At 64.6% G+C, this 21,079-nt stretch carries 17 protein-coding genes; 10 read left to right on the top strand and 7 right to left on the bottom strand.

Translation table 11 applies throughout. From position 1 onward, the window contains the following. Window positions 1-89: 89 nt before the first annotated feature. Window positions 90-779 carry a tRNA (guanine(46)-N(7))-methyltransferase TrmB gene (gene trmB / locus IZU87_RS02945; RefSeq protein ID WP_213113620.1) on the top strand — a complete coding sequence of 230 codons (690 nt, stop codon included), beginning with the start codon at window positions 90-92 and terminating at the stop codon, window positions 777-779. Between the two features lie 6 nt (window positions 780-785). Here trmB and IZU87_RS02950 read toward each other — a convergent pair whose 3' ends face one another. Beyond that, window positions 786-1,712, bottom strand: coding sequence for a LysR family transcriptional regulator (locus IZU87_RS02950; RefSeq protein ID WP_192839139.1), 927 nt, complete (start codon window positions 1,710-1,712; stop codon window positions 786-788). A gap of 141 nt (window positions 1,713-1,853) precedes the next feature. Between IZU87_RS02950 and IZU87_RS02955 the strand changes: the two genes are divergently transcribed. From IZU87_RS02955 to dacB, 3 genes are all read left to right on the top strand, one after another. Next, window positions 1,854-2,303: a PACE efflux transporter gene (locus IZU87_RS02955; protein WP_213113624.1), complete on the top strand. Its 450-nt coding sequence runs from the start codon at window positions 1,854-1,856 to the stop codon at window positions 2,301-2,303. A 4-nt stretch (window positions 2,304-2,307) separates the two neighbouring features. After that, a complete protein-coding gene (locus IZU87_RS02960; protein WP_043334608.1) occupies window positions 2,308-2,637 on the top strand; it encodes a DMT family transporter in 330 nt (109 codons plus the stop codon). A 67-nt stretch (window positions 2,638-2,704) separates the two neighbouring features. After that, on the top strand, window positions 2,705-4,255 hold the full coding sequence (gene dacB / locus IZU87_RS02965) for a D-alanyl-D-alanine carboxypeptidase/D-alanyl-D-alanine endopeptidase (RefSeq protein WP_249330404.1): 1,551 nt from the start codon (window positions 2,705-2,707) through the stop codon (window positions 4,253-4,255). 303 nt (window positions 4,256-4,558) lie between these two features. Here dacB and IZU87_RS02970 read toward each other — a convergent pair whose 3' ends face one another. After that, window positions 4,559-5,536 (bottom strand): MDR family oxidoreductase, encoded by a 978-nt coding sequence (locus IZU87_RS02970; protein WP_213113625.1) that lies wholly within the window; start codon window positions 5,534-5,536, stop codon window positions 4,559-4,561. A gap of 198 nt (window positions 5,537-5,734) precedes the next feature. After that, complete coding sequence (nhaB, locus tag IZU87_RS02975; protein WP_213113626.1) at window positions 5,735-7,267, bottom strand: sodium/proton antiporter NhaB; 1,533 nt, start codon at window positions 7,265-7,267, stop codon at window positions 5,735-5,737. A 287-nt stretch (window positions 7,268-7,554) separates the two neighbouring features. Between nhaB and IZU87_RS02980 the strand changes: the two genes are divergently transcribed. The 4 genes from IZU87_RS02980 (at window position 7,555) to IZU87_RS17870 (ending at window position 12,991) form a co-directional block, all read left to right on the top strand. Beyond that, window positions 7,555-7,926: a diacylglycerol kinase gene (locus tag IZU87_RS02980; RefSeq protein ID WP_043334615.1), complete on the top strand. Its 372-nt coding sequence runs from the start codon at window positions 7,555-7,557 to the stop codon at window positions 7,924-7,926. A gap of 102 nt (window positions 7,927-8,028) precedes the next feature. Further along, complete coding sequence (glnE, locus tag IZU87_RS02985; RefSeq protein ID WP_213113627.1) at window positions 8,029-11,118, top strand: bifunctional [glutamate--ammonia ligase]-adenylyl-L-tyrosine phosphorylase/[glutamate--ammonia-ligase] adenylyltransferase; 3,090 nt, start codon at window positions 8,029-8,031, stop codon at window positions 11,116-11,118. 79 nt (window positions 11,119-11,197) lie between these two features. After that, window positions 11,198-11,965 (top strand): hypothetical protein, encoded by a 768-nt coding sequence (locus IZU87_RS02990; protein WP_213113628.1) that lies wholly within the window; start codon window positions 11,198-11,200, stop codon window positions 11,963-11,965. Window positions 11,966-12,106: 141 nt separating this feature from the next. After that, window positions 12,107-12,991: an ion transporter gene (locus tag IZU87_RS17870; RefSeq protein WP_213113630.1), complete on the top strand. Its 885-nt coding sequence runs from the start codon at window positions 12,107-12,109 to the stop codon at window positions 12,989-12,991. Between the two features lie 121 nt (window positions 12,992-13,112). Here IZU87_RS17870 and speD read toward each other — a convergent pair whose 3' ends face one another. From speD to IZU87_RS03015, 4 genes are all read right to left on the bottom strand, one after another. Next, window positions 13,113-13,907 (bottom strand): adenosylmethionine decarboxylase, encoded by a 795-nt coding sequence (gene speD, locus IZU87_RS03000; protein WP_043334620.1) that lies wholly within the window; start codon window positions 13,905-13,907, stop codon window positions 13,113-13,115. Between the two features lie 313 nt (window positions 13,908-14,220). Beyond that, window positions 14,221-14,646, bottom strand: coding sequence for an OsmC family protein (locus IZU87_RS03005; RefSeq protein WP_043334623.1), 426 nt, complete (start codon window positions 14,644-14,646; stop codon window positions 14,221-14,223). Between the two features lie 178 nt (window positions 14,647-14,824). Beyond that, window positions 14,825-15,694 (bottom strand): nucleotidyltransferase family protein, encoded by an 870-nt coding sequence (locus IZU87_RS03010; protein ID WP_213113631.1) that lies wholly within the window; start codon window positions 15,692-15,694, stop codon window positions 14,825-14,827. After that, window positions 15,694-16,941: an aminoglycoside phosphotransferase family protein gene (locus IZU87_RS03015; RefSeq protein ID WP_213113633.1), complete on the bottom strand. Its 1,248-nt coding sequence runs from the start codon at window positions 16,939-16,941 to the stop codon at window positions 15,694-15,696. The genes IZU87_RS03010 and IZU87_RS03015 overlap by 1 nt, the downstream gene beginning before the upstream one ends. 381 nt (window positions 16,942-17,322) lie before the next feature. Here IZU87_RS03015 and IZU87_RS03020 point away from each other — a divergent pair, with 381 nt between their 5' ends. Beyond that, window positions 17,323-19,707 (top strand): LPS-assembly protein LptD, encoded by a 2,385-nt coding sequence (locus IZU87_RS03020; protein ID WP_213113659.1) that lies wholly within the window; start codon window positions 17,323-17,325, stop codon window positions 19,705-19,707. Between the two features lie 82 nt (window positions 19,708-19,789). Then, window positions 19,790-21,073, top strand: a complete 1,284-nt coding sequence (locus tag IZU87_RS03025; protein ID WP_043334629.1) for a peptidylprolyl isomerase — start codon at window positions 19,790-19,792, stop codon at window positions 21,071-21,073. Window positions 21,074-21,079: the final 6 nt, after the last annotated feature.

The following is a 21,079-nucleotide window of genomic DNA, read 5'->3' on the forward strand; positions in this document are numbered from 1 at the left end:
GGGCTGTACGCCATATGGCGCAGCCCGATGCAGGCGCATCTGCTAGACTCCGCGCGTGATTTTCCTGCCCGTTGCTATCGGAACTGCTGATGTACGCCAACTCCCGCCAGATCGATTCCCCCCAGACCGGCCCCCACGAGGATATCGAGCGTCGCGTGCGCCGTGCGATGGCGCATCCGCTGCGCAAACCCGTGGCGGAGCATACCCGCGAAGCGTTCCTGCAAGCGCAACAGTGGTTGTCGGCTCAGGCGAAGCCCCTGTGGCTGGACAGCGGCTGCGGCGTCGGGCGATCGACCCGCCAGCTGGCACTGACGCATCCGGACCATGCCGTCATCGGCGTGGACCGCAGCGAAGACCGTCTCAGCCGCAAGCATGGCGAGCTGCCGGACAACGCCTTGCTGGTGCGCGCGGACCTCGTCGACTTCTGGCGCCTGGCGCTCGCTGCGGGCTGGGCACCTGCGCATCACACCCTGCTGTACCCCAATCCTTATCCCAAGGCGCGCCATCTCAAGATGCGCTGGCAGGGCCATCCGGTATTTCCGATCATCATGGCGCTGGGCGGTCAGCTTGAGCTGCGCACCAACTGGGAGATCTACGCTCGGGAATTCGCCCAGGCCATCGGGCATGCCACCGGTGTCGAGGTGACGGCGCACGCCTTCGCGCCGCAGGGTGATTATCTGACGCACTTCGAGCGCAAGTATCACGAGTCTGGCCAGGCGCTGTGGCGACTCGAATGCCAGCTTGAACACACGCCCGAGCGCTACCCGCTGCAGGTCTGACGCGAATCACGCCGGTGGCAGGTTCTGGTTGGCGATAGCGGCGTGGCTGTTGTGGAAGGTGTCGCGCAGTGACTGGCGCAGCCAGCTGGCTGCGGGGCCGCGAGGGCTGTCGCGGCGCGAGATCAGTTCGATATCGATGTCGGCGGTGGCGCCCAGCGCACTCAAGTCCAGAATCTTCAGGCGCTGCTGGAAGGGCGGGTAGTGGGCGATATGGCGCGGAACCTGCGCCCAGCCCAGACCGCGCGTCGTCAGCTCAGCCATCGCATAGAAGCTGTTGAGCTGCCAGAAGCGCTGTGAGCGAGGCCCCTCGTGGCCGGGTTCCAGTTGCTGGCGTTGGCCGATCATCAGCTGGCGGTGATCGGCCAGATCACTGTGGGTCGGGCTCTCGAGCTGCGCCAGCGGGTGATCGCGTGCCACGATCAGCACCTGCTCCAGTCGTCCCAGCGCCTCGCGCTCCAGCGCCATGACACCCAGCGGCTGATAGAACAGGATGCCGAGATTGGCCTGATGCTGCTCCACCCAGCGGGCCACCTCATCCTGCGCGCCATTGAGCAGATTCAGCGTCAGCGTCGGGTATTGCACCGCCATCTTTTCCAGCACCGCCATCACCGGCGGCATTTCTACCAGCGCCTCATCGATCGCCAGCGTCAGGCTGGCTTCCAGCCCCTGGCTGAGGGTGCGGGCGCGTGCCTCCAGGCGCTGGCATTGCATCAGCACGCTGTTGGCTTCATGCAGCATGGCCTCGCCCGCGGGCGTCAGCACCGGCGTACGGGGGCGGCGATCGAACAGCTCGCAGCCCAGGTCCAGCTCCAGATTGGCGATGGCGGTGCTGACCGCGGATTGCGCGCGACCCAGACGCCGCGCCGCCGCCGAGAACGAGCCCGTCTCCGCCACGCAGCGCAGCGTCTGCAGTTGCTCCAGTGTCCAGTTCATTGCCTCGCCTCGCGCCTTGATCCATCTGAATAATAGATGGATACCAACTTTAAACCATCTTGTATCTCTCTAGAATGCCTCCTCCATCCGCGTCGTTCAGCCCATTCGGCATCACGCGCGGTGATCGAGAGGAGGTATGACATGCGTTCCAAGAAAGAACGTCTGGCCCAGGCAGGATTGCTGGAATTGGGCGGCATCCTGCTCGTGGCGCCGCTGTCGGCACGGGTCACGGGGCATGACCTGGCGAGCATGGGTAGCCTGGCGGTGGTGATGTCCACACTGGCGGTGATCTGGAGTACGGTCTGGAACTGGATGTTCGATCGCTGGGTGCCGACCCGCCAGCGCAGCGCGACCCAGCGCATCGCTCAGGCACTCGGCTTCGAGCTCGGCCTGGTACTGGTGACCGTCTTCATCGTGGCCGCCTGGCTCGACCTGGGGCTGTGGCAGGCATTGCTGCTGGATCTGGGCTTCGTTGCCTTCTTCCTGGTCTGGGCCATGATCTTCAATCCGCTGTTCGATGCCGTGATGAGTCGTCTGCTGGCGCGCAAGGCCGCGCGTGAGCAGCAGCTGGCCCCCCACAATACGAGGTGATTCGATGAGTTATGTCTTCCTGGCAGTGGCCATATTGGCAGAGGTCATCGCGACCAGCGCGCTCAAGGCCTCCGAGTCCTTTTCGCGACTCGGCCCCAGCGTGATCGTGGTGGTGGGCTACGGCATCGCCTTCTATTTCCTGACGCTGGTACTGCGTGATCTGCCGCTGGGCGTGACCTATGCGGTGTGGTCCGGGCTCGGCATCGTGCTGGTCACCGTGTTCGGTGCGGTGGTCTATCGCGAGATGCCGGACCTGCCGGCCATCCTGGGGCTGGCGATGATCGTGGGCGGTGTCGCCGTCCTGCATCTGTTTTCCAGCGCCAGTCCTCATTAAGCTAGGGGCATCACGGCGCCTCCCGGCTGTGACATGGATGCTCACCGACGACGTCACTGGATGCCTCATGCCCCTATTTCGCACTGCACCGACCTCTGCGCGACCCTCCCGACTGTCTCCCCTGTTGCCCTTGCTGAAGGCGGCGCGCCCCGCAGCAGCGGGCAAGTCGCTGCGTTTCACGCGCTCGCTGCGCCGACTGGCCATGGCGGCCGGGGCGACGCTTGTCGTGGCGGGCCCGGCGCAGGCGGCGGGCTTTGACAACCTGACGCGACTGACTGACAAGGGCTTCATCGTCAGTGCCCAGGCGCGCATGCTCGATACCGGCGAGACGCTGGCCTCGGTCAATCCCGACCAGCAACTGACGCCGGCTTCGCTGTCCAAGCTCTATATCGCCGGTGCGGCGCTGGACCGTTTCGGCCCGCAGTACCGTTTCTCGACGCGTCTGCGCAGCACGGGCACGATCAGCGGCGGCGTCTTGACCGGTGACCTGGTGCTCGAGGGCAGCGGCGACCCGGCGCTGACCAGTGAAGAGCTGTGGCGGCTGACCGAGGAGCTGCGCTTTCGGGGCATCCGCCGCGTCGAAGGGCGCCTGTTGATCAGTCAGTGGCGTTTCGGGCCGGTGCCCTGCATCAGTACCGATCGCTGCAATGCCTCGCGGCGTTCCAGCAATGCCTATGATGCGCTGCTGTCGTCCGCGGCCAGCAACTATGCCAGCTGGTGCGTGAAGGTGATGCCGGGTGCGGGCAGTCAGGCGCCGGCGCGACTGGCCAGCTGCGACACCACACAGCCCACCGAGATCTTCGATAACCAGGTCACCACGGTCGGCGCGGGGGGCAAGAGCGCCATCAATGCCCGCCGCACCACCAGCAACGGTCGCGATACGCTGGTCGTCACCGGCACCATCGCCGCCGACAGCCAGCCGCGCAGCATCTACCGCGCCGTCTCCAATCCTGCGCTGTACACCGGTGAGCTGATGCGTGACATCCTGGCGCGCGCCGGGATCACGGTGACCGGCGGGGTGGACATCACCTCGACGGCGCCGCCCTCCAGCGCCGCGCAGCTCGGTAGCGTCGAAGGCAAGCCGATGCAGGAGTTGCTGACGCGCATGCTCAACTACTCCAACAACTTCATGGCGGACCAGCTGACGCTGGCGCTGGTCGGCGGCAGCCAGGCCACCTTGCGCCAGGGCGGTGCCAAGCTCGAGACCTTCGCCAGCGCGATTCCCGGTCACGGCCCGCTGACGATGTATTCCGGCAGCGGCCTGACCTCACAGAACCGCACCAGCGTCAGTGGGCTGGTGGCGTTGCTCGACAGCATGTATCACCGCCCGGCGCTGTTCCCCACCTTCGTGGCGGGCCTGCAGGCACCGGTCAATGGCCCTATGCGCTTCATCCGCCGTGGCAGCGAGACCTTCCGCAATCACGTGATGGTCAAGACGGGCACGCTCAACAACCCGGTGCCGGTTCGCGCCATCTCGGGATACTTCCGCACGCAAAGTGGCCGCTGGGGCGCCTTCGCGGTGATGGTCAACGGCCGAGCGGCGGTGCCTTATCTGTCCTGGCCGCAGGTGCTGGATCCGGTCGCCGAGGACCTGACCGCGATGATCGAGCGCAACTGAGCTCCTGATCGCGCGCATGAACACGAAAGCCCCGCCAATCGGCGGGGCTTTCGTGTTCATGGCCTGAGTGACAGACACAAAAAACCCCGCCCGAAGGCGGGGTGGTCCTCCACACGCCCGGCATGGCTGAGGGGAGGGCACTCGGGACGCTCGACAGGGCGCAACGAGATAACAAGAGCATAGCGTTGTGTGACGGCGTTGGCTAACGCCAAAATCGCTATTGCACCGCAACAATCAAGGACTTGAAGCGTTTTTGGCGCTGTGAGGGCAAATTTTCCGTCGCGGGTCGTGCGTCGAGTGTCTTCAGCGCGTCGGATCGAGCAGCACACGACCGCTGACGCGTCCGTCGATCATCGCCTCGGCGCGTTCGGCGAGGCCTTCCAGGCCGACCGTCTCGAGCTGCATCTGGGCGTGCATCTCGTCCGGCAGGTCGGCCAGACGCTGCCATACCCTTTGACGGCGTTCGGCATTGATCATGACGCTATCGACGCCCAGTAACGAGACGCCGCGCAGGATGAACGGCATCACGCTGGTGGGCAGGTCGGCGCCCGCCGCGAGGCCCACGGCCGCCACCTTGCCATCGTAATTCATCTGCGCCAGCAGATTGGCCAGCACCTGGCCACCGGCGGTATCCACGGCGCCTGCCCAGCGGCTCTTTTCCAGCGGACGGCCCTTGTCCTCGAAATCACTGCGCAGATGGACTTCGCTCGCGCCCAGTGACTCGAGCCATTCGCGCTGCTCGGCCTTGCCGCTGACCGCGTGAACCTCGAAGCCTTGCCCGGCCAGCATCTGCACGGCCCAGCTGCCGACCCCACCGGTGGCGCCGGTGACGATCACCGGGCCCTGCTCGGGCGTCAGGCCGGCTTCCTCGAGGCGCATCACGCACAGCATGGCGGTCAGGCCGGCGGTACCGAAGGCCATGGCCTGCTCGGCGCTCAGATTGGCAGGGCGCTTGACCAGCCACTCGGGCTTGACGCGCATGCGCTCGGCCAGGCCGCCCCAATGGCGCTCGCCCACGCCCCAGCCGGTCAGGAGGACCTCATCGCCCGGCTGATAATCCGGCGAGTCGGAGGCCTCGACGCGACCCGCGAAATCGATGCCCGGCACGAAGGGCAGCTCGCGAACGATCTTGCCACGGCCGGTGATGGCCAACGCGTCCTTGTAGTTGAGCCCGGAACGCTCGATGGCCACCGTGACAGGCAGGTCAGGTAGCTGATCATCGGAAAGGTCGACGACTCGGGCGCGAGGTGTCTCTTCGTGCAGCATCAGTGCGCGGGACATGGCTGTCTCCTTGTGGATGGCGTGGGTGTTGGCGGTCTTCCTGCTTGAAGGGTGTCACGGCGTCTGATCGAGACGCGTCATCTCACAGTGCCTGCAAGCGACGCTGTGGGGAAGCCTCGCGATATCGACATTGGGATGAGACTGACGCAACCGGGGCCAGCCGGATGTGCGGCTGGCCCCAGGAACAGGAGGCGCTGGCTAGATGAAGCTGCGCACGGTGGCCAGTCCGACCAGCGTCATCAGCACCGTGTAGGGCAGCGCCATCCACACCATGCGCCCGTAGGAGAGCCTGACCAGCGGCGCGATGGCAGAGGTGAGCAGAAAGAGGAACGCCGCCTGGCCATTGGGAGTCGCAACGCTGGGCAGGTTGGTGCCGGTGTTCACCGCGACCGCCAGCGCATGGAAGTGCTCGCGGCTGATATTGCCGGCCACGAACTCGTTCTTGACCTGGGTGATGTACACCGTGGCCACGAAGACATTGTCCGAGATGGCCGAGAGCAGGCCGTTGGCCAGAAACAGCGCGCCGGCCTGTTCCTCGATGGGCAGACTCAGTACCCACTGGATGAACGGCTGGAACAGATGCTGCTCGTGGATGACCGCGACGATGGTGAAGAACACCACCAGCAGTGAGGTGAAGGGCAGCGATTCCTGGAAGGCGCGGCCGATCTGGTGCTCATCGGTGATGCCATTGCCGGCGGTCAGCAGAATGATCACCGCCAGCCCGATCAGCCCGACCTCTGCCATGTGCAGTGCCAGCGCCAGGACCAGCAGCACGGCCACCACGGCCTGCACGATCAGCGCGGCGCGTTCCCGCGGCGTGCGCCGTGAATCCTGGTGATGATCATAATCCTCGAGAATGCGTCGCACGCTGGCGGGCAGGCGCTGGCCGTAGCCGAACCAGCGGCCACGCTCCAGCAGGACGCACAGGGCGAGGCCGGCGAAGAAGGTCGGCACGGTGACCGGCGCCATGGCGAGGAAGAAGTCGATGAAGTCCCATTCGGCGGCCTTGGCGATCACCAGATTCTGCGGCTCGCCGATCATGGTGCTGACGCCTCCCAGCGCGGTTCCCACCGCGCCATGCATCAGCAACGAGCGCAGAAAGCCGCGGAAATCCTCGAGGTCTTCACTGTGCACGGCCTCGACGCTGACATCGTTGGCATGGTCATGCTGGGTATCGAAATGCTTGCCCGAGGCCACCTTGTGGTAGACGGAGTAGAAGCCCACCGCGATGCTGATGATCACCGCCGTCACCGTCAAGGCATCGAGAAAGGCGGACAGCAGGGCGCTGGAGAGACAGAACATCAGCGACAGCCAGGTCTTGGAGCGCACGCCGAGGATGATCTTGGTGAAGGCATACAGCAGCAGCGGCTTCATGAAGTAGATGCCGGCCACCATGAACATCAGCAGCAGGATCACCGGCAGGTTGCGCTCCATCTCCTGCATGATGGCCTCCGGCGAGGCCATGCCGATGACGACGGCCTCCAGCGCCAGCAGACCGCCTGGCTGGAGGGGATAGCACTTGAGCGCCATCGCCAGCGTGAAGATGAATTCCCCCAGCAGCAGCCAACCGACGATCACGCCACCTTGCGGACCGCTGAACCACAGCAGCAGCGGATTGGTGATCAGAAACAGGCACATCAGCTGCTTGTACCAGCGTGGCGACTGGCCGAGGAAGTTGCGCGCCAGTCCGCGGCTGAGCGTCTGGCGTGTGTCGTGTGATAGCGAAGGCATGGGCAGTTCCCGGCGTTGATTTGTTGTTGTTGGAGGACGGGATCGGCAATGCCGCTTCAGCGCGTGCTTTGCTATCATCGCCGCCGTCATCGAGCGCCTAGCGGTATTAGAGCACGCCCGTCGATGAGGTCTCGGGTAGCCTTTGGTCGTGAAAATCGCGCAGGCAGCGCTGCGCTGTCGCTGGCCGGTGTGCTGCGAGCTCTCCCGAGGCGTGTTGCTGGCAGACGTCGTCCGATTGAAAGATCGGCCTTTGCAGCCTCCGTGCTGCTTCTGTACGAGACCCGAAGATGAAATCACGGCATACCGGCTTGACCCACCTCAAGCATTCCGCGCGTTACTCGCTCAAGGGCCTCAAGGCCGCCTGGAGCAACGAAGAGGCCTTCCGCCAGGAGATCGTGCTGTGCGCCTTGCTGCTGCCGTTTGCCTGGTGGATCGGTGACTCGCATGTCGAATGGCTGCTGCTGGTCGGCTCCACGCTGATCGTGCTGATGGTCGAACTGCTCAACTCGGCGGTGGAATCCGCGATTGACCGCATCGGCCCGGAATTCCATGAGCTGTCCGGGCGCGCCAAGGACATGGGCTCGGCGGCGGTGATGATCAGCCTGATCTTCGCCGGCCTGACCTGGGGCACCTTGCTCTACGACAAGCTGTTCGGCTGAGCGCCCAAGCCCCGACCACATCAATGAAAGGGGCAGCGGGCAGGGCCGTGTCATGTGCCTGCGGCCTCCGTTATGCTGAGGGCTGGATCGAAGGAGACGACCATGCCCCAGCCATCCCCCGCGCAGTCCCGCCCACTGTTGCCCGCTGATTTCCTTGCGCCGTCATCGCTGCTCGCCGAGCAGTCGGCTGACAGCCGTGCCACGCTCGAGAGCGCCTTGTGCGCCGCCCAGGAGCGCCTCGAAGAGAGCCTGACCCAGGCTGAGAACCTCTGCGAGATGCGTGGCGATGACAGCTCACCGCTGGCGACCTTTCTGGCCCTCGATGAGCGTCAGCGCAGCCAGTTGGGACGTCTGATCACGCTGTCCGACTTCGCGCTGGAGACGCTGTGCCGTCGCCCTGAACTGCTGTCCGAGCTGCTCGAGAGCGGCGAGCTGGAGCGCGCCTTGCCGGTCGCCCAGCTCACTGAGCGTCTCTCCGCCGGCCTCGGCAGCGCCGAAGATGAGAAGGCGATGCAGCAGGTGCTGCGGCGCTTCCGCCAGCTGCGCATGCTGGGCATCGTGTGGCGCGACCTCAACGGCGCCGACATGTGGCAGACCGCGGCGGCGGTCTCGCACCTCGCCGAAGTCACTCTCGAGGGCGCGCTTGGCTGGCTGGAAGCCTCGCTTGAGCCGCGTTACGGCCGCCCCGCGCCGGACCGCTTCGGCGAGCCGCAGCGGCTGGTGGTGCTCGGCATGGGCAAGCTGGGCGCCGGCGAGCTCAACCTCTCCTCCGATATCGACCTGATCTTCGCCTTCCCCGACAAGGGCGAGACATCTGGCGGCCGCAAGTCATTGGATCATCAGGAATATTTCACGCGTCTCGGCCAGAAGCTGATTGCCGCGCTGGACGCGATGACCGCCGATGGCTTCGTGTTCCGCGTCGACATGCGGCTGCGTCCGCTGGGGGACGGCGGGCCACTGGTCGGCAGTTTCTCGATGCTGGCCAGCTACTACCAGGATCAGGGCCGCGAATGGGAGCGTTACGCGATGCTCAAGGCGCGCCCGGTGGCGGGCAGTGTGGCTGCCGGCGAGCGCCTGATCGCGCACCTGCGGCCCTTCGTCTATCGCAAGTATCTGGATTTCGGTGCCATCGAGTCGCTGCGCGAGATGAAGGCGATGATCAATCGCGAGGTCAAGCGGCGCGGGCTGTCCGACAACATCAAGCTCGGCTCCGGCGGCATTCGCGAGGTGGAGTTCGTCGCCCAGGCCTTCCAGCTGATTCGGGGCGGACGTGAGTCGGAATTGCAGGTAACCTCGCTCAAGCAGGCCTTTGCGCGCCTGCCGGCCCTGGGATTGCTGCCGCAGGCGGTGGTGGATGAGCTGGTGCCGGACTACGTCTTCCTGCGCGATCTCGAACACGCTCTGCAGGCACAGGCCGACCGTCAGACCCAGACACTGCCGCTGGACCCGCTGGGCCGCGAGCGCCTCGCGCTGGCCATGAAGCTGCCCGATTGGGAGGCGCTCACCGCGTGGCTGGAAGAGGTGCGTACGCGCATCCGCCATCACTTCGACAACGTGATCGCCGCGCCGGAAGACGACGAGGCCGAGCAGGGCGAAGGTCAGCAGGCGCTGGATGAGTGGCGAGCACTGTGGCGCGGCGAGCTGACGGCGGAGGAGGGCGAGGCACTGCTCGCCGAGAGCGGCTTTGAGAGTGCGGCCGAGAGCTTCCGGCGTCTCGATAGCCTGCGGCGGTCACGTGCGGTGCAGGGCATGCAGCGCATCGGCTTTGATCGTCTCGATGCGCTGATGCCGCCATTGCTGCAGGCGCTGGGCTCGGCGGCGGGCGACCCCGAGAAGCCCGGCGAGCACGATGCCAGCCGAGTGCTGGAGCGCGTCTTGCCGCTGATTGAGGCGGTATTGCGGCGGACGGCCTATCTGGCGCTGCTGCGCGAGAACCCGGATGCGCTGGCGCAGTTGATGCGCCTGTGTGCGGCCAGCCCGTGGATCGCCGAACAGCTGGCGCGCTATCCGGTGCTGCTCGATGAGCTGCTGCACCCGCATAATCTGTACTCACCCGCCGACAAGACGCGCCTCGCCGATGAGCTGCGCACCGCGCTGTCGCGCATTCCCGAAGATGATGAAGAGGCGTTGCTCGAGGCCTTGCGGGTGTTCCGCCATGCCCAGGTGCTGCACGTGGCGGCCTCCGATATCGCCGGTGCCCGCCCGCTGATGAAGGTCAGCGACTATCTGACCTTCATCGCCGAGGTGGTGCTGGAACAGGTGCTGGCGATGGCGTGGAAGACCCTGACCCGCAAGCATGGCTTCCCCATCGGGCGCGATGGCCAGCCGATCACCGGCGACAGCCTGAGTGGCAGCTTCGTGATCGTCGGCTACGGCAAGCTGGGTGGCATCGAGCTGGGCTATGGCTCGGACCTGGATCTCGTCTTCCTGCATGATGCGGCCAGCAAGGGCCAGACGGATGGCCCGCGGCCGCTGGACAATCCGCTGTTCTTCACGCGTCTGGGGCAGCGCATCATCCACCTGCTGACGGCGGTGACGCCGGCCGGCGCGCTCTACGAGGTCGACATGCGCCTGCGCCCGTCGGGCAATTCGGGGCTGCTGGTCTCGAGTCTGGCGGCCTTCCGGGACTATCAGCTCACGCAAGCCTGGACCTGGGAGCATCAGGCGCTGGTGCGCGCGCGGGCCGTGGCGGGAGACCCGGCGCTGGCGCTGGCCTTCGAGGAGGTGCGCCGTGAGGTGCTCGGTCAGCAGCGGGACGAGAAGGCGCTGCGCCAGGAGGTGATCGCCATGCGCCACAAGATGCGTGATCACCTGGGCAGCAGCGCCAAGGACCGCGAGGCCGGACAGTTCCATCTCAAGCAGGATGCCGGCGGCATCGTCGACATCGAGTTTCTCGCCCAGTACTGCGTGCTGGCGCTGAGTCATCAGGTGCCTGCTCTGCTCGAGTGGAGCGACAACATGCGGTTGCTGGAAACCCTCGAGTCCTGCGGACGGTTGCCGGGCGAGCAGGCCGGTGAGCTGCGCGAGGCCTATCTGGCCTACCGCGATGTCAGCCATCGCCTGGCGCTGGAGAAGCACGGCAGCCTGATGCGGCTGGAGCAGCACCCGGTGATTGCCGCCCACCGTGAGCGGGTCATCACCCTCTGGCAGTCACTGCTGGGCGAGGATCAGGTCAGTCACGAGGGAGTTTAACGCCAAATCAATGCTCGCAATCCCCTGTCGCTGTCCCCAAGAAAGGGGGCACCAGACAACGTTGACAGGGGAGGTCAGCATGATGGAGTGGATTGCGAATCACTCGAAAACCATCTCGGCGATTGCCAGTATCGGCTCGTTCTTTATCTGGCTGGTCTACGCGCAGCTGCTGTATCACAACTTCCGTCGCCAGCGTCGCCCGCGAGTGCTGATCAATCGCGGCAAGTCCAAGGGTATCGACAGTCTGTGCATCGTCAGCAACATGAGTGCCGAATCGATCTTCATCGAGCACATCATCGCCCGTCTGGATACCAGTCATGGCAGCCTGCTGATGGATGTCACCGAGTTCGAACGCAGCTATCAGGAAGGTGACGAGCAGCGCAAGGATGCGCAGAACGGTGAGAGCGAACAGCCCGCGCAGGAGGCTTCCAGCAGCAGTGAATGGCGTATCTCCGATACCACGCGTCAGGGGCCGCTGGGCTCGGGCGACTTCCTGCATATCGGGACTTTCTCTGAAGTCATCGAGCGCATGGCGCGCCGCAATGGCATCTCGCTCGATGGTCACTGGCCCAGCAATGAGCAACTGGAATTCCAGCGCCTGACGCTGAGCATCATCGGCATCTACGGCAGTGAGGACCACCCGATCGGCGTCGAGCGTGCCTTCCGCCTGCACGATGCCAATGGAGAATGTGCGCTGGTACCGGAGCGCTGGGATTCCAATCGCCTGTCATCACGCAGGCAGCGTCACAAGTTGCGCAAGCTTTTGAATCGCATCAGTGGGGAGGACATCAGCGAGCAGTCCACCTTCCAGCCCCCGAGTGACGAGGAGTCGCGTAACAAGGCTTGATGAGCGCGGGCGCCTGAGCCCAGGGATGCATGAACCACCGGACAGATGAGTGCCCGGGCGCACGCCAGCGGTGGCTGCACACTGTCAGGGCGACGAGGATGGGGTAGGCTTTCCAGAGCCCCATTCACGGAGAGTCTTCGGATGCAGGAACGCGTCACGCCCTTTCAGTTGTTCATCCTGGTGCTGTCGATCTATGTGATCGGCGCCATGGTGGTGGACCTTGTCTTTGTGTTGTCACCCCAGGTCCAGCGGCTGCTGGAATACATGGATTACGTGGTCTGCCTGTTCTTCTTCATCGATTTCTGCAAGCGCTTCGCCAGTGCCAAGAGCAAGCGCGAGTACATGAAGTGGGGCTGGATCGACCTGCTGGCCTGTATTCCGGCGGGACTCTTCCAGGGCGCGAGGCTGTTTCGCGTGGTGCAGGTACTGCGGGTGCTGCGCGCCATCAAGTCGATGGAAATGATCTGGAAGCTGCTGTTCCGCAACCGGGCCGAGGGGGTCTTCGCCTCGGCGGCCACCGCCACGGTGCTGCTGGTGGTGTTCGGCGCCCTGACCATGCTGATGGTGGAGACACCCAATCCCGACAGCCCCATCAATACCGCCGAGGAGGCGCTGTGGTGGGCAGTGGTGACGGTGACCACCGTCGGCTATGGCGACTACTATCCCATCACGACGCTCGGTCGCGTGGTGGCGGTGCTGCTGATGGTCGGGGGTGTGGGGCTGTTCGGGAGTTTCGCCGCCTATATCAGCTCGATCTTCATCGAGGATGACAGCGAGCAGGAGGCCCGGGCGGCGCGTGCCCAGCGCGACATGACGCGGGCGCTCTATCATCAGATCAGCGAGCTGACGACGGAAGTGCGCGAGCTGCGTGAGCGGCTGGATCAGGTCGCGCAGGAGCGGGGCGAGTCGCTGGCTGAGCGCGAACGCCACCGCGAGGCGCTGCATCGTCAGGTGAATGAGGAGATGGAACAGCGCCTGGGGGATGCCGCTCCGCCAGACAAGGAGGGCCCCGTCGGCGATCGCTGAGCCGGCAGGCAACAAAAAGCCCCTGATACCGTGAGGTGTCAGGGGCTTTTTTCGAACTGTCATCAGGCCTCAGGCAAGCAGACACAGGCGCTGCGACTGCCGTGCATGACACAGGCGATGATCAGTCGAAGTTGCGCGAGTAGAAGATCTCGAGCATTTCACGACGCAGACGGCCTTCGATGTTGGTGGCTTCCTCGAAGGTCAGCTCGCGACGCGAGGTGCCGAAGAGGTAGTTGTCCAGCTCGAAGTCCTTGAGCAGCATCTTGGTGTGGAACATGTTCTCTTGATACACGTTCACATCGACCATCTGGTAGGCACGCTTGGTGTCTTCCGCCAGGTAATCCTGGATGGAAGTGATGTCGTGATCGATGAACAGCTTCTTGCCATCCACGTCGCGCGTGAAGCCACGTACGCGGTAGTCCATGGTCACGATATCGGAATCGAAGCTGTGGATCAGATAGTTCAGCGCCTTCAGCGGGCTGATCATGCCACAGGTCGAGACATCGATATCGAGACGGAAGGTGCTGATGCCGTTGTCCGGGTGGGACTCGGGATAGGTGTGCACCGTGACGTGAGACTTGTCCAGATGGCCGACGACCGTTTCCGGCAGCGGGCCCGGGCCCGGCGCGGTCTGGGACACGTCCTGCTCTTCCAGCTCGTGCTCGGCGATCAGGATGGTCACGCTGGCACCATGCGGCTCATAGTCCTGGCGTGCGATGTTCAGCACGTGGGCACCGATGATGTTGGTGACATCCTTGAGGATCTGGGTAAGACGCTCGGCATTGTAGAGCTCATCGATATAATCGATATACGCCGTGCGCTGCTCTTCGGTCTGCGCGTAGCAGATGTCGTAGATATTGAAGCTCAACGAACTGGTGAGGTTGTTGAACCCGTGAAGGCGGAGTTGATCGCTCACGTCCAGGCCTCCTTGAAATGGGAGGGTGGTATGACATCCGATGCGCCATTGCAATGGGGCAGAGGCAGGCATCGGGCCGAAGAGGACATCTCGAAAGGCCCGTCCCGGGCGCTGGCAGCATGACTCACAGGGAGCATTGCGTACCATCTTTGCCACGAGACGACCGGTGAGACGACCGGTTTGAGGGGCGTATTATGCACAGGCAGGGCTGACACGCCAGCGACAATTCCCGCCGATCCTGGCGAGACGTCGTCAGTGGTGCGCTCCCTCCCGCCGTCGGCGGGGCCTTGAACGGCGGGAGGGCGAGGCGTGATCAGGCCGTGATGTCGATGACTTCGTAGGAGTGAGTGATCTCGACACCCCCGGCGCTCAGCATCAGGGAGGCGCTGCAGTACTTCTCGGCGGACAGCTCGACGGCACGCTTGACCTGGGATTCCTTGAGGTTGCGACCGGTGACCACGAACTTGACGTGAATCTTCGTGAACACGCTCGGCACGCTATCGGCGCGCTCGGCGCTCAGTTCGGCGTGACAGTCGGTGACCTGCTGGCGGGCCTTTTCCAGAATCTGGATGACATCGAAGCTGGTGCAGCCGCCCAGACCCATCAACAGCATTTCCATCGGACGCGGACCGGTGTTGCGACCGCCGTTGTCCGGATTGCCGTCCATGACCACGCTGTGGCCGCTGCCGGATTCGGCGAGGAACTGGCGACCATCGGTCCATTTGATGCTGGCGTTCATTGCCATGTCGGAACTTCTCCTTCTGATAAGTCGTTGATGCGCCACCGGCCCGGAGCTAGTGGCTATAAAGGCCAGGGGCGATAGGAATAAGGGCGCGGTGAGCACGATGGCGCACAGGGTAGCATTGTCATCGGCGTGCCCGGAGGAACGTCCAGCGCTGAGCTTATATCGCGCTGGCTCAGGCCCTGGCGTGGCTCAGCAGCTCATCCAGCTCGGCCAGACGCTGTGGGGTGCCGACATCGATCCAGGCGCCGCGATGATGCAGGCCGCGCACCTCGCCATGCTGCATGGCCTCACGCAGCAGCGGCGCCAGCTTGAAGACGCTGTCGGGGCCTTGATAGGCCGGTGTCTCGGCAATGGCGCGGCGGATCAGGCGTGGTGACAGCCACGACACACCGGAGAAGGTCAGCCGGCTGCCGGCCTGCTCTTCCTGCTCGTCTTTCTCTTCCTTCTCTTCCTTCTCGTCCTGTTCGTCACTCGCGGCGCCGGCTTCATCCTTCACTATCCCCGTCGGGGTGAGCAGGAAGTCCCCCTCGGGATGATGTGGCGGGTTATCCACCAGCACCAGACCCGCCAGCGCCTGCGGCTGGTCGGCGAGCGGGGCCAGTGAATGGCTCGCCAGTGCCTGGATGGTCAGCAGCGTGAGGTCGACGTCACACCAGACATCGCCATTGATGAGCAGGAAGGGCGTGTCATCGCCTGCGTCCTGCGTCAGCGCATCGGAGAGTGACAGGGCGCGAGCGATGCCGCCGCCGGTTTCCAGCGGCGTCTCCTCGCGCGAGAAGATCAGCGTCAGGCGGCGCTTGCGTCCCTGCCAGCAAGCCTCGAGCTGGCCCTGTTCATTGGGTGTGGCGGCGAAGTGGCTCAGAATCCTGTCGGCCAGGTGGCCGACATTGATGACGACCCTGTCCACATCGATCGCTTCCAGACGCAGCAGATGGTGCTCCAGCAACGGCAGCCCGGCGACTTCCAGCAACGGCTTGGGAGTGTGGTCGGTCAGCGGGCGCATGCGCGTGCCGAAACCGGCCGCCAGAATCATCGCGCGCATCAGTGGCTCCCTGACTCGTTGTCGGCATTTGCTGCGCTTTCATTGCTTTCCCCACTTGCCGCAGCGCTCTTCGCCGTAGCGGCGGCCGCATTGCGCTGCAGGCGGGCGGCGCGATCGGCGAGTGCTGCCAGCTCATCGTAATCATCGAGGTTGATCTCGGGGCGCTCGCCATTGGCGAGACGCAGATCGCGCGCCTCGCATTCCTCGGCCAGCCGTAGCGACAGCGCCGGCGTCAGCACCTCATCCAGCCAGTGGGTGAAGGAGATCAGTTCCGGGCAGAAGGCCAGACCTTCGCGCAGGTGGCCGAGGAAACGCGGCATCAGCGTCAGGTAGCGAGGCTTGGCGTCCCGCAGTGTCAGACGCGCGAAGATGCCGAGAATCTTGAGATTGCGCTGCACGCCCATGCGCTCGACGCTCTGGCGGTATTCCAGCGGGCTCGGTGCCGGCAGGCCGGCCGCGGCGTAGCGTGGCAAGGCGGCCAGACGCGCCTGCTCGATCCAGCGCGCCATGGCGGGTTCCGGCCAGCGCCAGTGACGGTCACGCAGCAGCGAGATCAGGTCGTAGTTCTCGGGGCCGCTGACGGCGTCCTGGAAGTCGATGATCCACAGCCGGGGCTGGTGCTGGGATGCTGACTGATGCAGGAACAGGTTCTGGGCATGGAAGTCGCGGTGCACGGTCACCACCGGTTGCGCGCTGGCGGCCGCGAGCAATTGCCCCGTCAGCTTGCCCCAGGCGGCGTAGCGGCGGTCATGTGGCATGTCGAGCAGCTGGCCGAGACACCACTCCGGAAACAGCGCCAGTTCGGCGGACAGGCGGGCGTCGTCATAGGCCGGCAGGTTGCCGGGCGGCAGCTGATGCAGCTGCTCGAGCAGCCCGATGGCTTCGCCATAGTAGTGGTCGGCGTGCTCGGTGCTGGTCAGGGCGGTCATCAGCGGGGTGTCGCCGAGGTCTTCCAGCTCCAGAAAGCCGAGTGTCTCGTCGAAGGCGAAGACCTCGGGCAGCGGCAGGCCGGCGTCACGCCATTGGCGGGCGATGGCGACGAAGCCGTGGCTGTCTTCCTTCTCGGGCGGGGCGTCCATCAGGATGCGCGCCGGCGTGGCCGGGTCGAGTTCCTCGAGGTGCAGGCGGAAATAGCGGCGGAAGCTGGCGTCGTCAGCCACGGCGCTCATGCGCACGGCCTCTGGCGTGAGGTCGTGGCGGGCGGCGGCCCAGGCGTGCAGCGCCTGGCGGCGGGCGTCGGATGTCATGGGGCTTGGGCTCCTGTCGGCGTGTGCGGGGCCGGCTGTCAGTTGACGCCTGTGCCGCGGCCCCGCATGCTGTCGTGTGGTGACGAGAAGGCAGGCGGAACCGGCAAGCAGGAAGGCCGGTTGCTGGGCCTGTATAATACCGATTCCCCCAGCCAAGGACACAGAGCAGCCATGGCCCAGCGCAGCCATTCATCCCATCCGGGCAAGCCGACGACCGCTCCCGGGCGACGTCAGCGTCGCTTCGCGACTCCCTCTCTGTCTGCTCATTCCCGGCAGGCACCGATAGCCCGATTGGGCGATGACCGCCCGGTCTGGCAGCTCAAGCCACTGGTTTTCCGTCTGTTGTGGACCCTGGCGCCTCTGGCCGCCGGCGCCCCTCTGATGGCACAGGCCGCTCCGCCCGAGCCCCTGTCAGCCAGTCAGCTCGACTGGCAGCCCTATGATGAGGTGCCGCAGGGCAAGCTGTGCTCCGGGCGCTATGTCACGCCGGCCTACCGTATCGAGGCGGGCGACACGCCGGAGCAGGTCACGACCTCGGCCGACAAGGCCAACTACGGCAACGATGGCGTCGCCACCCTGATGGGGGAGGTGGTGCTGCGCCGCGGCGATTCCCAGCTGGAATCGCCTGAGGTCAGCGTCAACGAGGCGCGTGACACCGCCACCGCCAAGGGGCCTGTCACCTATCGCCAGCCCGGGGTCCTGCTGCGTGGCGACGACGCGCGGGTCTCGCTCAACAGCGATGCGGCCAGCGTCGACAACGGCCACTACGTCTTTCACGAGCAGCATGTGCGCGGCGACGCGGTGCAGCTGGCGCGTCTCGAGGATGGTCGCTACCGCCTGAAGGATGCCAGCTTCACCTCCTGCGAGCCGGGCAATAGCCTGTGGCGTCTGGTTGGCAGCGACATCACCATCGATCAGGACTCCGGCTGGGGAACGGCCAAGCATGCGCGCATGGAAATGGGCGGTGTGCCGGTCTTCTACTGGCCCTATGTGCGTTTCCCGGTCGATGACCGTCGCCATACGGGCCTGCTGTGGCCGCAGTTCAGCTACACCAGCTCCAGCGGCTTCGATTACGCCCAGCCGATCTACCTGAACCTGGCGCCCAATTACGATGCCACCCTCACGCCGCGTTACATCTCCGAGCGTGGCGAGATGCTGGAAGGCGAGTTCCGCTATCTATTGCCACGTGGCGATGAAGGCAGCATCGAGGGTGCCTGGCTCGCCGATGATGATGGCGGCAGCGACCCCGACGATGACGAGGAAGACCTGATCGGTGAGGACCGCTGGTACATCAACTACCAGCATGCTGGCCGCTATGATGCCCGTACCGACTACCAGTTGAAGTACGGCGCCGCCTCCGATGGCAATTATTTCGACGACTTCGGGCGCAACTTCGGGGAAACGGAAACCGATAGCCTCGAGCGTCTGGCACAGCTCGATTATCACGGCGATGTCTGGGACCTGCAGTTCAAGGCGCAGGGCTACCAGCGCATGGACTACCCGCTGGATAACGACGACAAGCCGTTCTACCGTCTGCCGAGCCTGACCGCGGATGGGCGCTGGAGTCAGTCCAACGGTTTCTACGAAGAGTGGAATTCCAACGCGACCTACTTCTGGCGTGATGTCGATCAGACGGATACCGACATCGACGAAGACCAGGCCGCCAATGGTTCGCGCCTGCGTCTGGCGCCGGCGCTGGGCTGGCGCAGCGATCAGAGCTGGAGCTTCATCGAGCCGCGCGCCCAGCTGGTCAGCCTGTCGTACAGCCTGGACTACGGTGATCGCGAGACGGACCGCAGCACCAGCCCGTCCGCCACCATCCCGGTACTGTCGCTGGACAGCGGCCTGATCTTCGATCGCGAGACCGAATGGTTCGGCGACGGCTATACCCAGACGCTGGAACCGCGCCTCTATTACGCCTACGTGCCGGAGGTCGACCAGTCCGATCTGCCCGACTTCGACACCTCGGAAGACGCCTTCAGCTGGAATCAGCTGTGGTCTCCGTACCGCTTCAGCGGGGGGGACCGTGTCGGCGATACCAACAAGGTCTCCTACGGCGTGTCGTCACGCTTCATCAGCGATGAAAGCGGCCGTGAACGCCTCAAGCTGGGCGTCGGCCAGTCGAGCTACCTGTCGGACCGCAACATCGACATGGACGGTGATCCGGACAAGACCTCACGCTCCGACTTCGACAGCTACTCCGACTACTATCGTGCGACGCGTGACCGCTCGCCGGTGGTCTTCCAGGCCGATGTGGTGCTCAACGACCAGTGGACCGCCTCCCAGGCCGTGTTCCAGGATTTCGATCGTGGCGTGACCGAAAGTGCCCAGACCTCGCTGCGTTATCGTGCGGAACAAGGCACGGTACTGAACTTTGGCTTCAATCGTGAGATCGAAGGCTTCGTGCCTTACGACGATGAGGACGCGGATGACGTGCTGGGCTATACCCGCAACGAGTGGGATTTCTCCTTCGCGACGCCGATGAGCGAGAGCTGGTCGCTGCTGGGCCGCTACATGTATGACAGCACCAATTCCCGTTCACTGGAGAAGGTGTTGGGCGTGCAGTACAACGATTGCTGCTACGGCGTGCAGGTCACCTGGCGTGAATGGCAGGATGACAACGACACCGCCAACACCATCTCGGATGACGAAGAGAAGAATGGCATCTTCCTGACCTTTGAATTCAAGGGCTTGGGAGGCGTTGGCCAGAGTGCTGACAGCTACCTGGAACAGGCCGTACCGGGCTATCGCAACGCGGGCTTCTGAGTCGCCGCGCCAGGCCGTGAATGACGCCAAGGCGCCGCCGCAGGGCGGCGCCATCAACATTTTTACGCCGAGAGAACATGTGATGCGCAAGACCCTGATTGCCCCGCTGGGGCTGGCATTTGTGCTGGCGAGTCTGCCGGCCGGTGCCGCCGAGTTGCTCGACCGCGTGGTTGCCGTGGTCAACAAGGACGCCATCATGCAAAGCGACATGGAGCAGCGCGTCACCCAGGCGAGTCAGCAGTTGCAGAGCCGTGGCATCAACCTGCCGCCGCGCGACGTGCTGGAGCGTCAGGTTCTTGATCGTATGGTCAATGAGCAGATTCAGCTGCAGCTGGCGGAACAGGCCAACCTCAGCATCGACGATACCCAGCTCAACGCTACCTTGCGCGGCATCGCCAAGGACAACGGCATGAGCCTGGAAGCCTTCGCCGACAAGCTCGAGCAGGATGGCATGTCACTGGCCCAGGTGCGCGATCAGGTGCGTCGTGAGCTGCTGGTGCAGCAGATCCAGCAGCGCAGCGTCGCCAGCCGGGTGCGGATCTCCGATCGTGAGATAGACCGCTATCTCAATCAGCAGAATGTCGGCAGCGACGTCCAGTACCATCTGGCCCACCTGCTGGTGGCACTGCCCCAGGAGCCGACGCCGGACCAGGTCAAGGCCGCGCGCGCCAAGGCCGACAGCCTGCGTCAGCAGATCGAGCAGGGCACCGATTTCGCCCAGCTGGCTGCCGCCGAATCCGCCGGCAGTCAGGCACTGAGCGGCGGTGATCTCGGCTGGCGTTCCGGCGGTGAGCTGCCGACGGTGTTCGCCGATGTCATCCCGAACATGCAGGCCGGTCAGGTCTCCGAGCCGCTGCGCAGTGCCAGCGGCTATCACCTCGTCAAGCTGATCGAGAAGCGTGGCGCGGGCAAGGCGTTGATTTCCCAGACGCGCGCACGCCACATCTTGATCCAGCCCAACCCGAACCTCAGCGATCAACAGGCGCTTGAGCGTGCCGAGTCCATTCGCCGCCGTCTGCTGGGGGGCGAGGACTTCGCCGCGCTGGCTCAGGAGTTCAGCGACGACAAGGGCAGCTCCCTCAAGGGTGGCGAGCTGGGTTGGGTCAGCCCGGGCCAGACGGTCTCCTCCTTCGAGACGGCCATGAATGGTCTGGACGTGGGCGAGATCAGCCAGCCAGTCAAGAGCCGCTTCGGCTACCACATCATCGAAGTCGAGGAGCGTCGCCAGCAGGATGTGACCAACTCCAGCCAGCGTGACAAGGTGCGCAAGACCCTGTTCCAGCGCAAGCTCAATGATGAGCTCGAAGCCTGGCAGCAGCAGGTGCGTGCCGAGGCCTACGTCGACAACCGTCTCGATGAGCAGTAAGTCCGA

The sequence above is a fragment of the Cobetia sp. MC34 genome, from assembly GCF_018340035.1.
Classification (GTDB): domain Bacteria; phylum Pseudomonadota; class Gammaproteobacteria; order Pseudomonadales; family Halomonadaceae; genus Cobetia; species Cobetia amphilecti.

What these genes read in the sequence shown, in the direction of transcription:
- IZU87_RS02955 (WP_213113624.1), top strand. Translation starts at nt 1,854, where the DNA reads ATGCGTTCCAAGAAAGAACGTCTGGCCCAGGCAGGATTGCTGGAATTG.
- IZU87_RS17870 (WP_213113630.1), top strand. Translation starts at nt 12,107, where the DNA reads ATGCAGGAACGCGTCACGCCCTTTCAGTTGTTCATCCTGGTGCTGTCG.
- IZU87_RS03015 (WP_213113633.1), bottom strand. Translation starts at nt 16,941, where the DNA reads ATGACATCCGACGCCCGCCGCCAGGCGCTGCACGCCTGGGCCGCCGCC.
- trmB (WP_213113620.1), top strand. Translation starts at nt 90, where the DNA reads ATGTACGCCAACTCCCGCCAGATCGATTCCCCCCAGACCGGCCCCCAC.
- IZU87_RS03025 (WP_043334629.1), top strand. Translation starts at nt 19,790, where the DNA reads ATGCGCAAGACCCTGATTGCCCCGCTGGGGCTGGCATTTGTGCTGGCG.
- IZU87_RS03010 (WP_213113631.1), bottom strand. Translation starts at nt 15,694, where the DNA reads ATGCGCGCGATGATTCTGGCGGCCGGTTTCGGCACGCGCATGCGCCCG.
- IZU87_RS03005 (WP_043334623.1), bottom strand. Translation starts at nt 14,646, where the DNA reads ATGAACGCCAGCATCAAATGGACCGATGGTCGCCAGTTCCTCGCCGAA.
- nhaB (WP_213113626.1), bottom strand. Translation starts at nt 7,267, where the DNA reads ATGCCTTCGCTATCACACGACACACGCCAGACGCTCAGCCGCGGACTG.
- IZU87_RS02960 (WP_043334608.1), top strand. Translation starts at nt 2,308, where the DNA reads ATGAGTTATGTCTTCCTGGCAGTGGCCATATTGGCAGAGGTCATCGCG.
- IZU87_RS02990 (WP_213113628.1), top strand. Translation starts at nt 11,198, where the DNA reads ATGATGGAGTGGATTGCGAATCACTCGAAAACCATCTCGGCGATTGCC.
- glnE (WP_213113627.1), top strand. Translation starts at nt 8,029, where the DNA reads ATGCCCCAGCCATCCCCCGCGCAGTCCCGCCCACTGTTGCCCGCTGAT.
- IZU87_RS03020 (WP_213113659.1), top strand. Translation starts at nt 17,323, where the DNA reads ATGGCACAGGCCGCTCCGCCCGAGCCCCTGTCAGCCAGTCAGCTCGAC.
- dacB (WP_249330404.1), top strand. Translation starts at nt 2,705, where the DNA reads ATGCCCCTATTTCGCACTGCACCGACCTCTGCGCGACCCTCCCGACTG.
- IZU87_RS02950 (WP_192839139.1), bottom strand. Translation starts at nt 1,712, where the DNA reads ATGAACTGGACACTGGAGCAACTGCAGACGCTGCGCTGCGTGGCGGAG.
- IZU87_RS02970 (WP_213113625.1), bottom strand. Translation starts at nt 5,536, where the DNA reads ATGTCCCGCGCACTGATGCTGCACGAAGAGACACCTCGCGCCCGAGTC.
- IZU87_RS02980 (WP_043334615.1), top strand. Translation starts at nt 7,555, where the DNA reads ATGAAATCACGGCATACCGGCTTGACCCACCTCAAGCATTCCGCGCGT.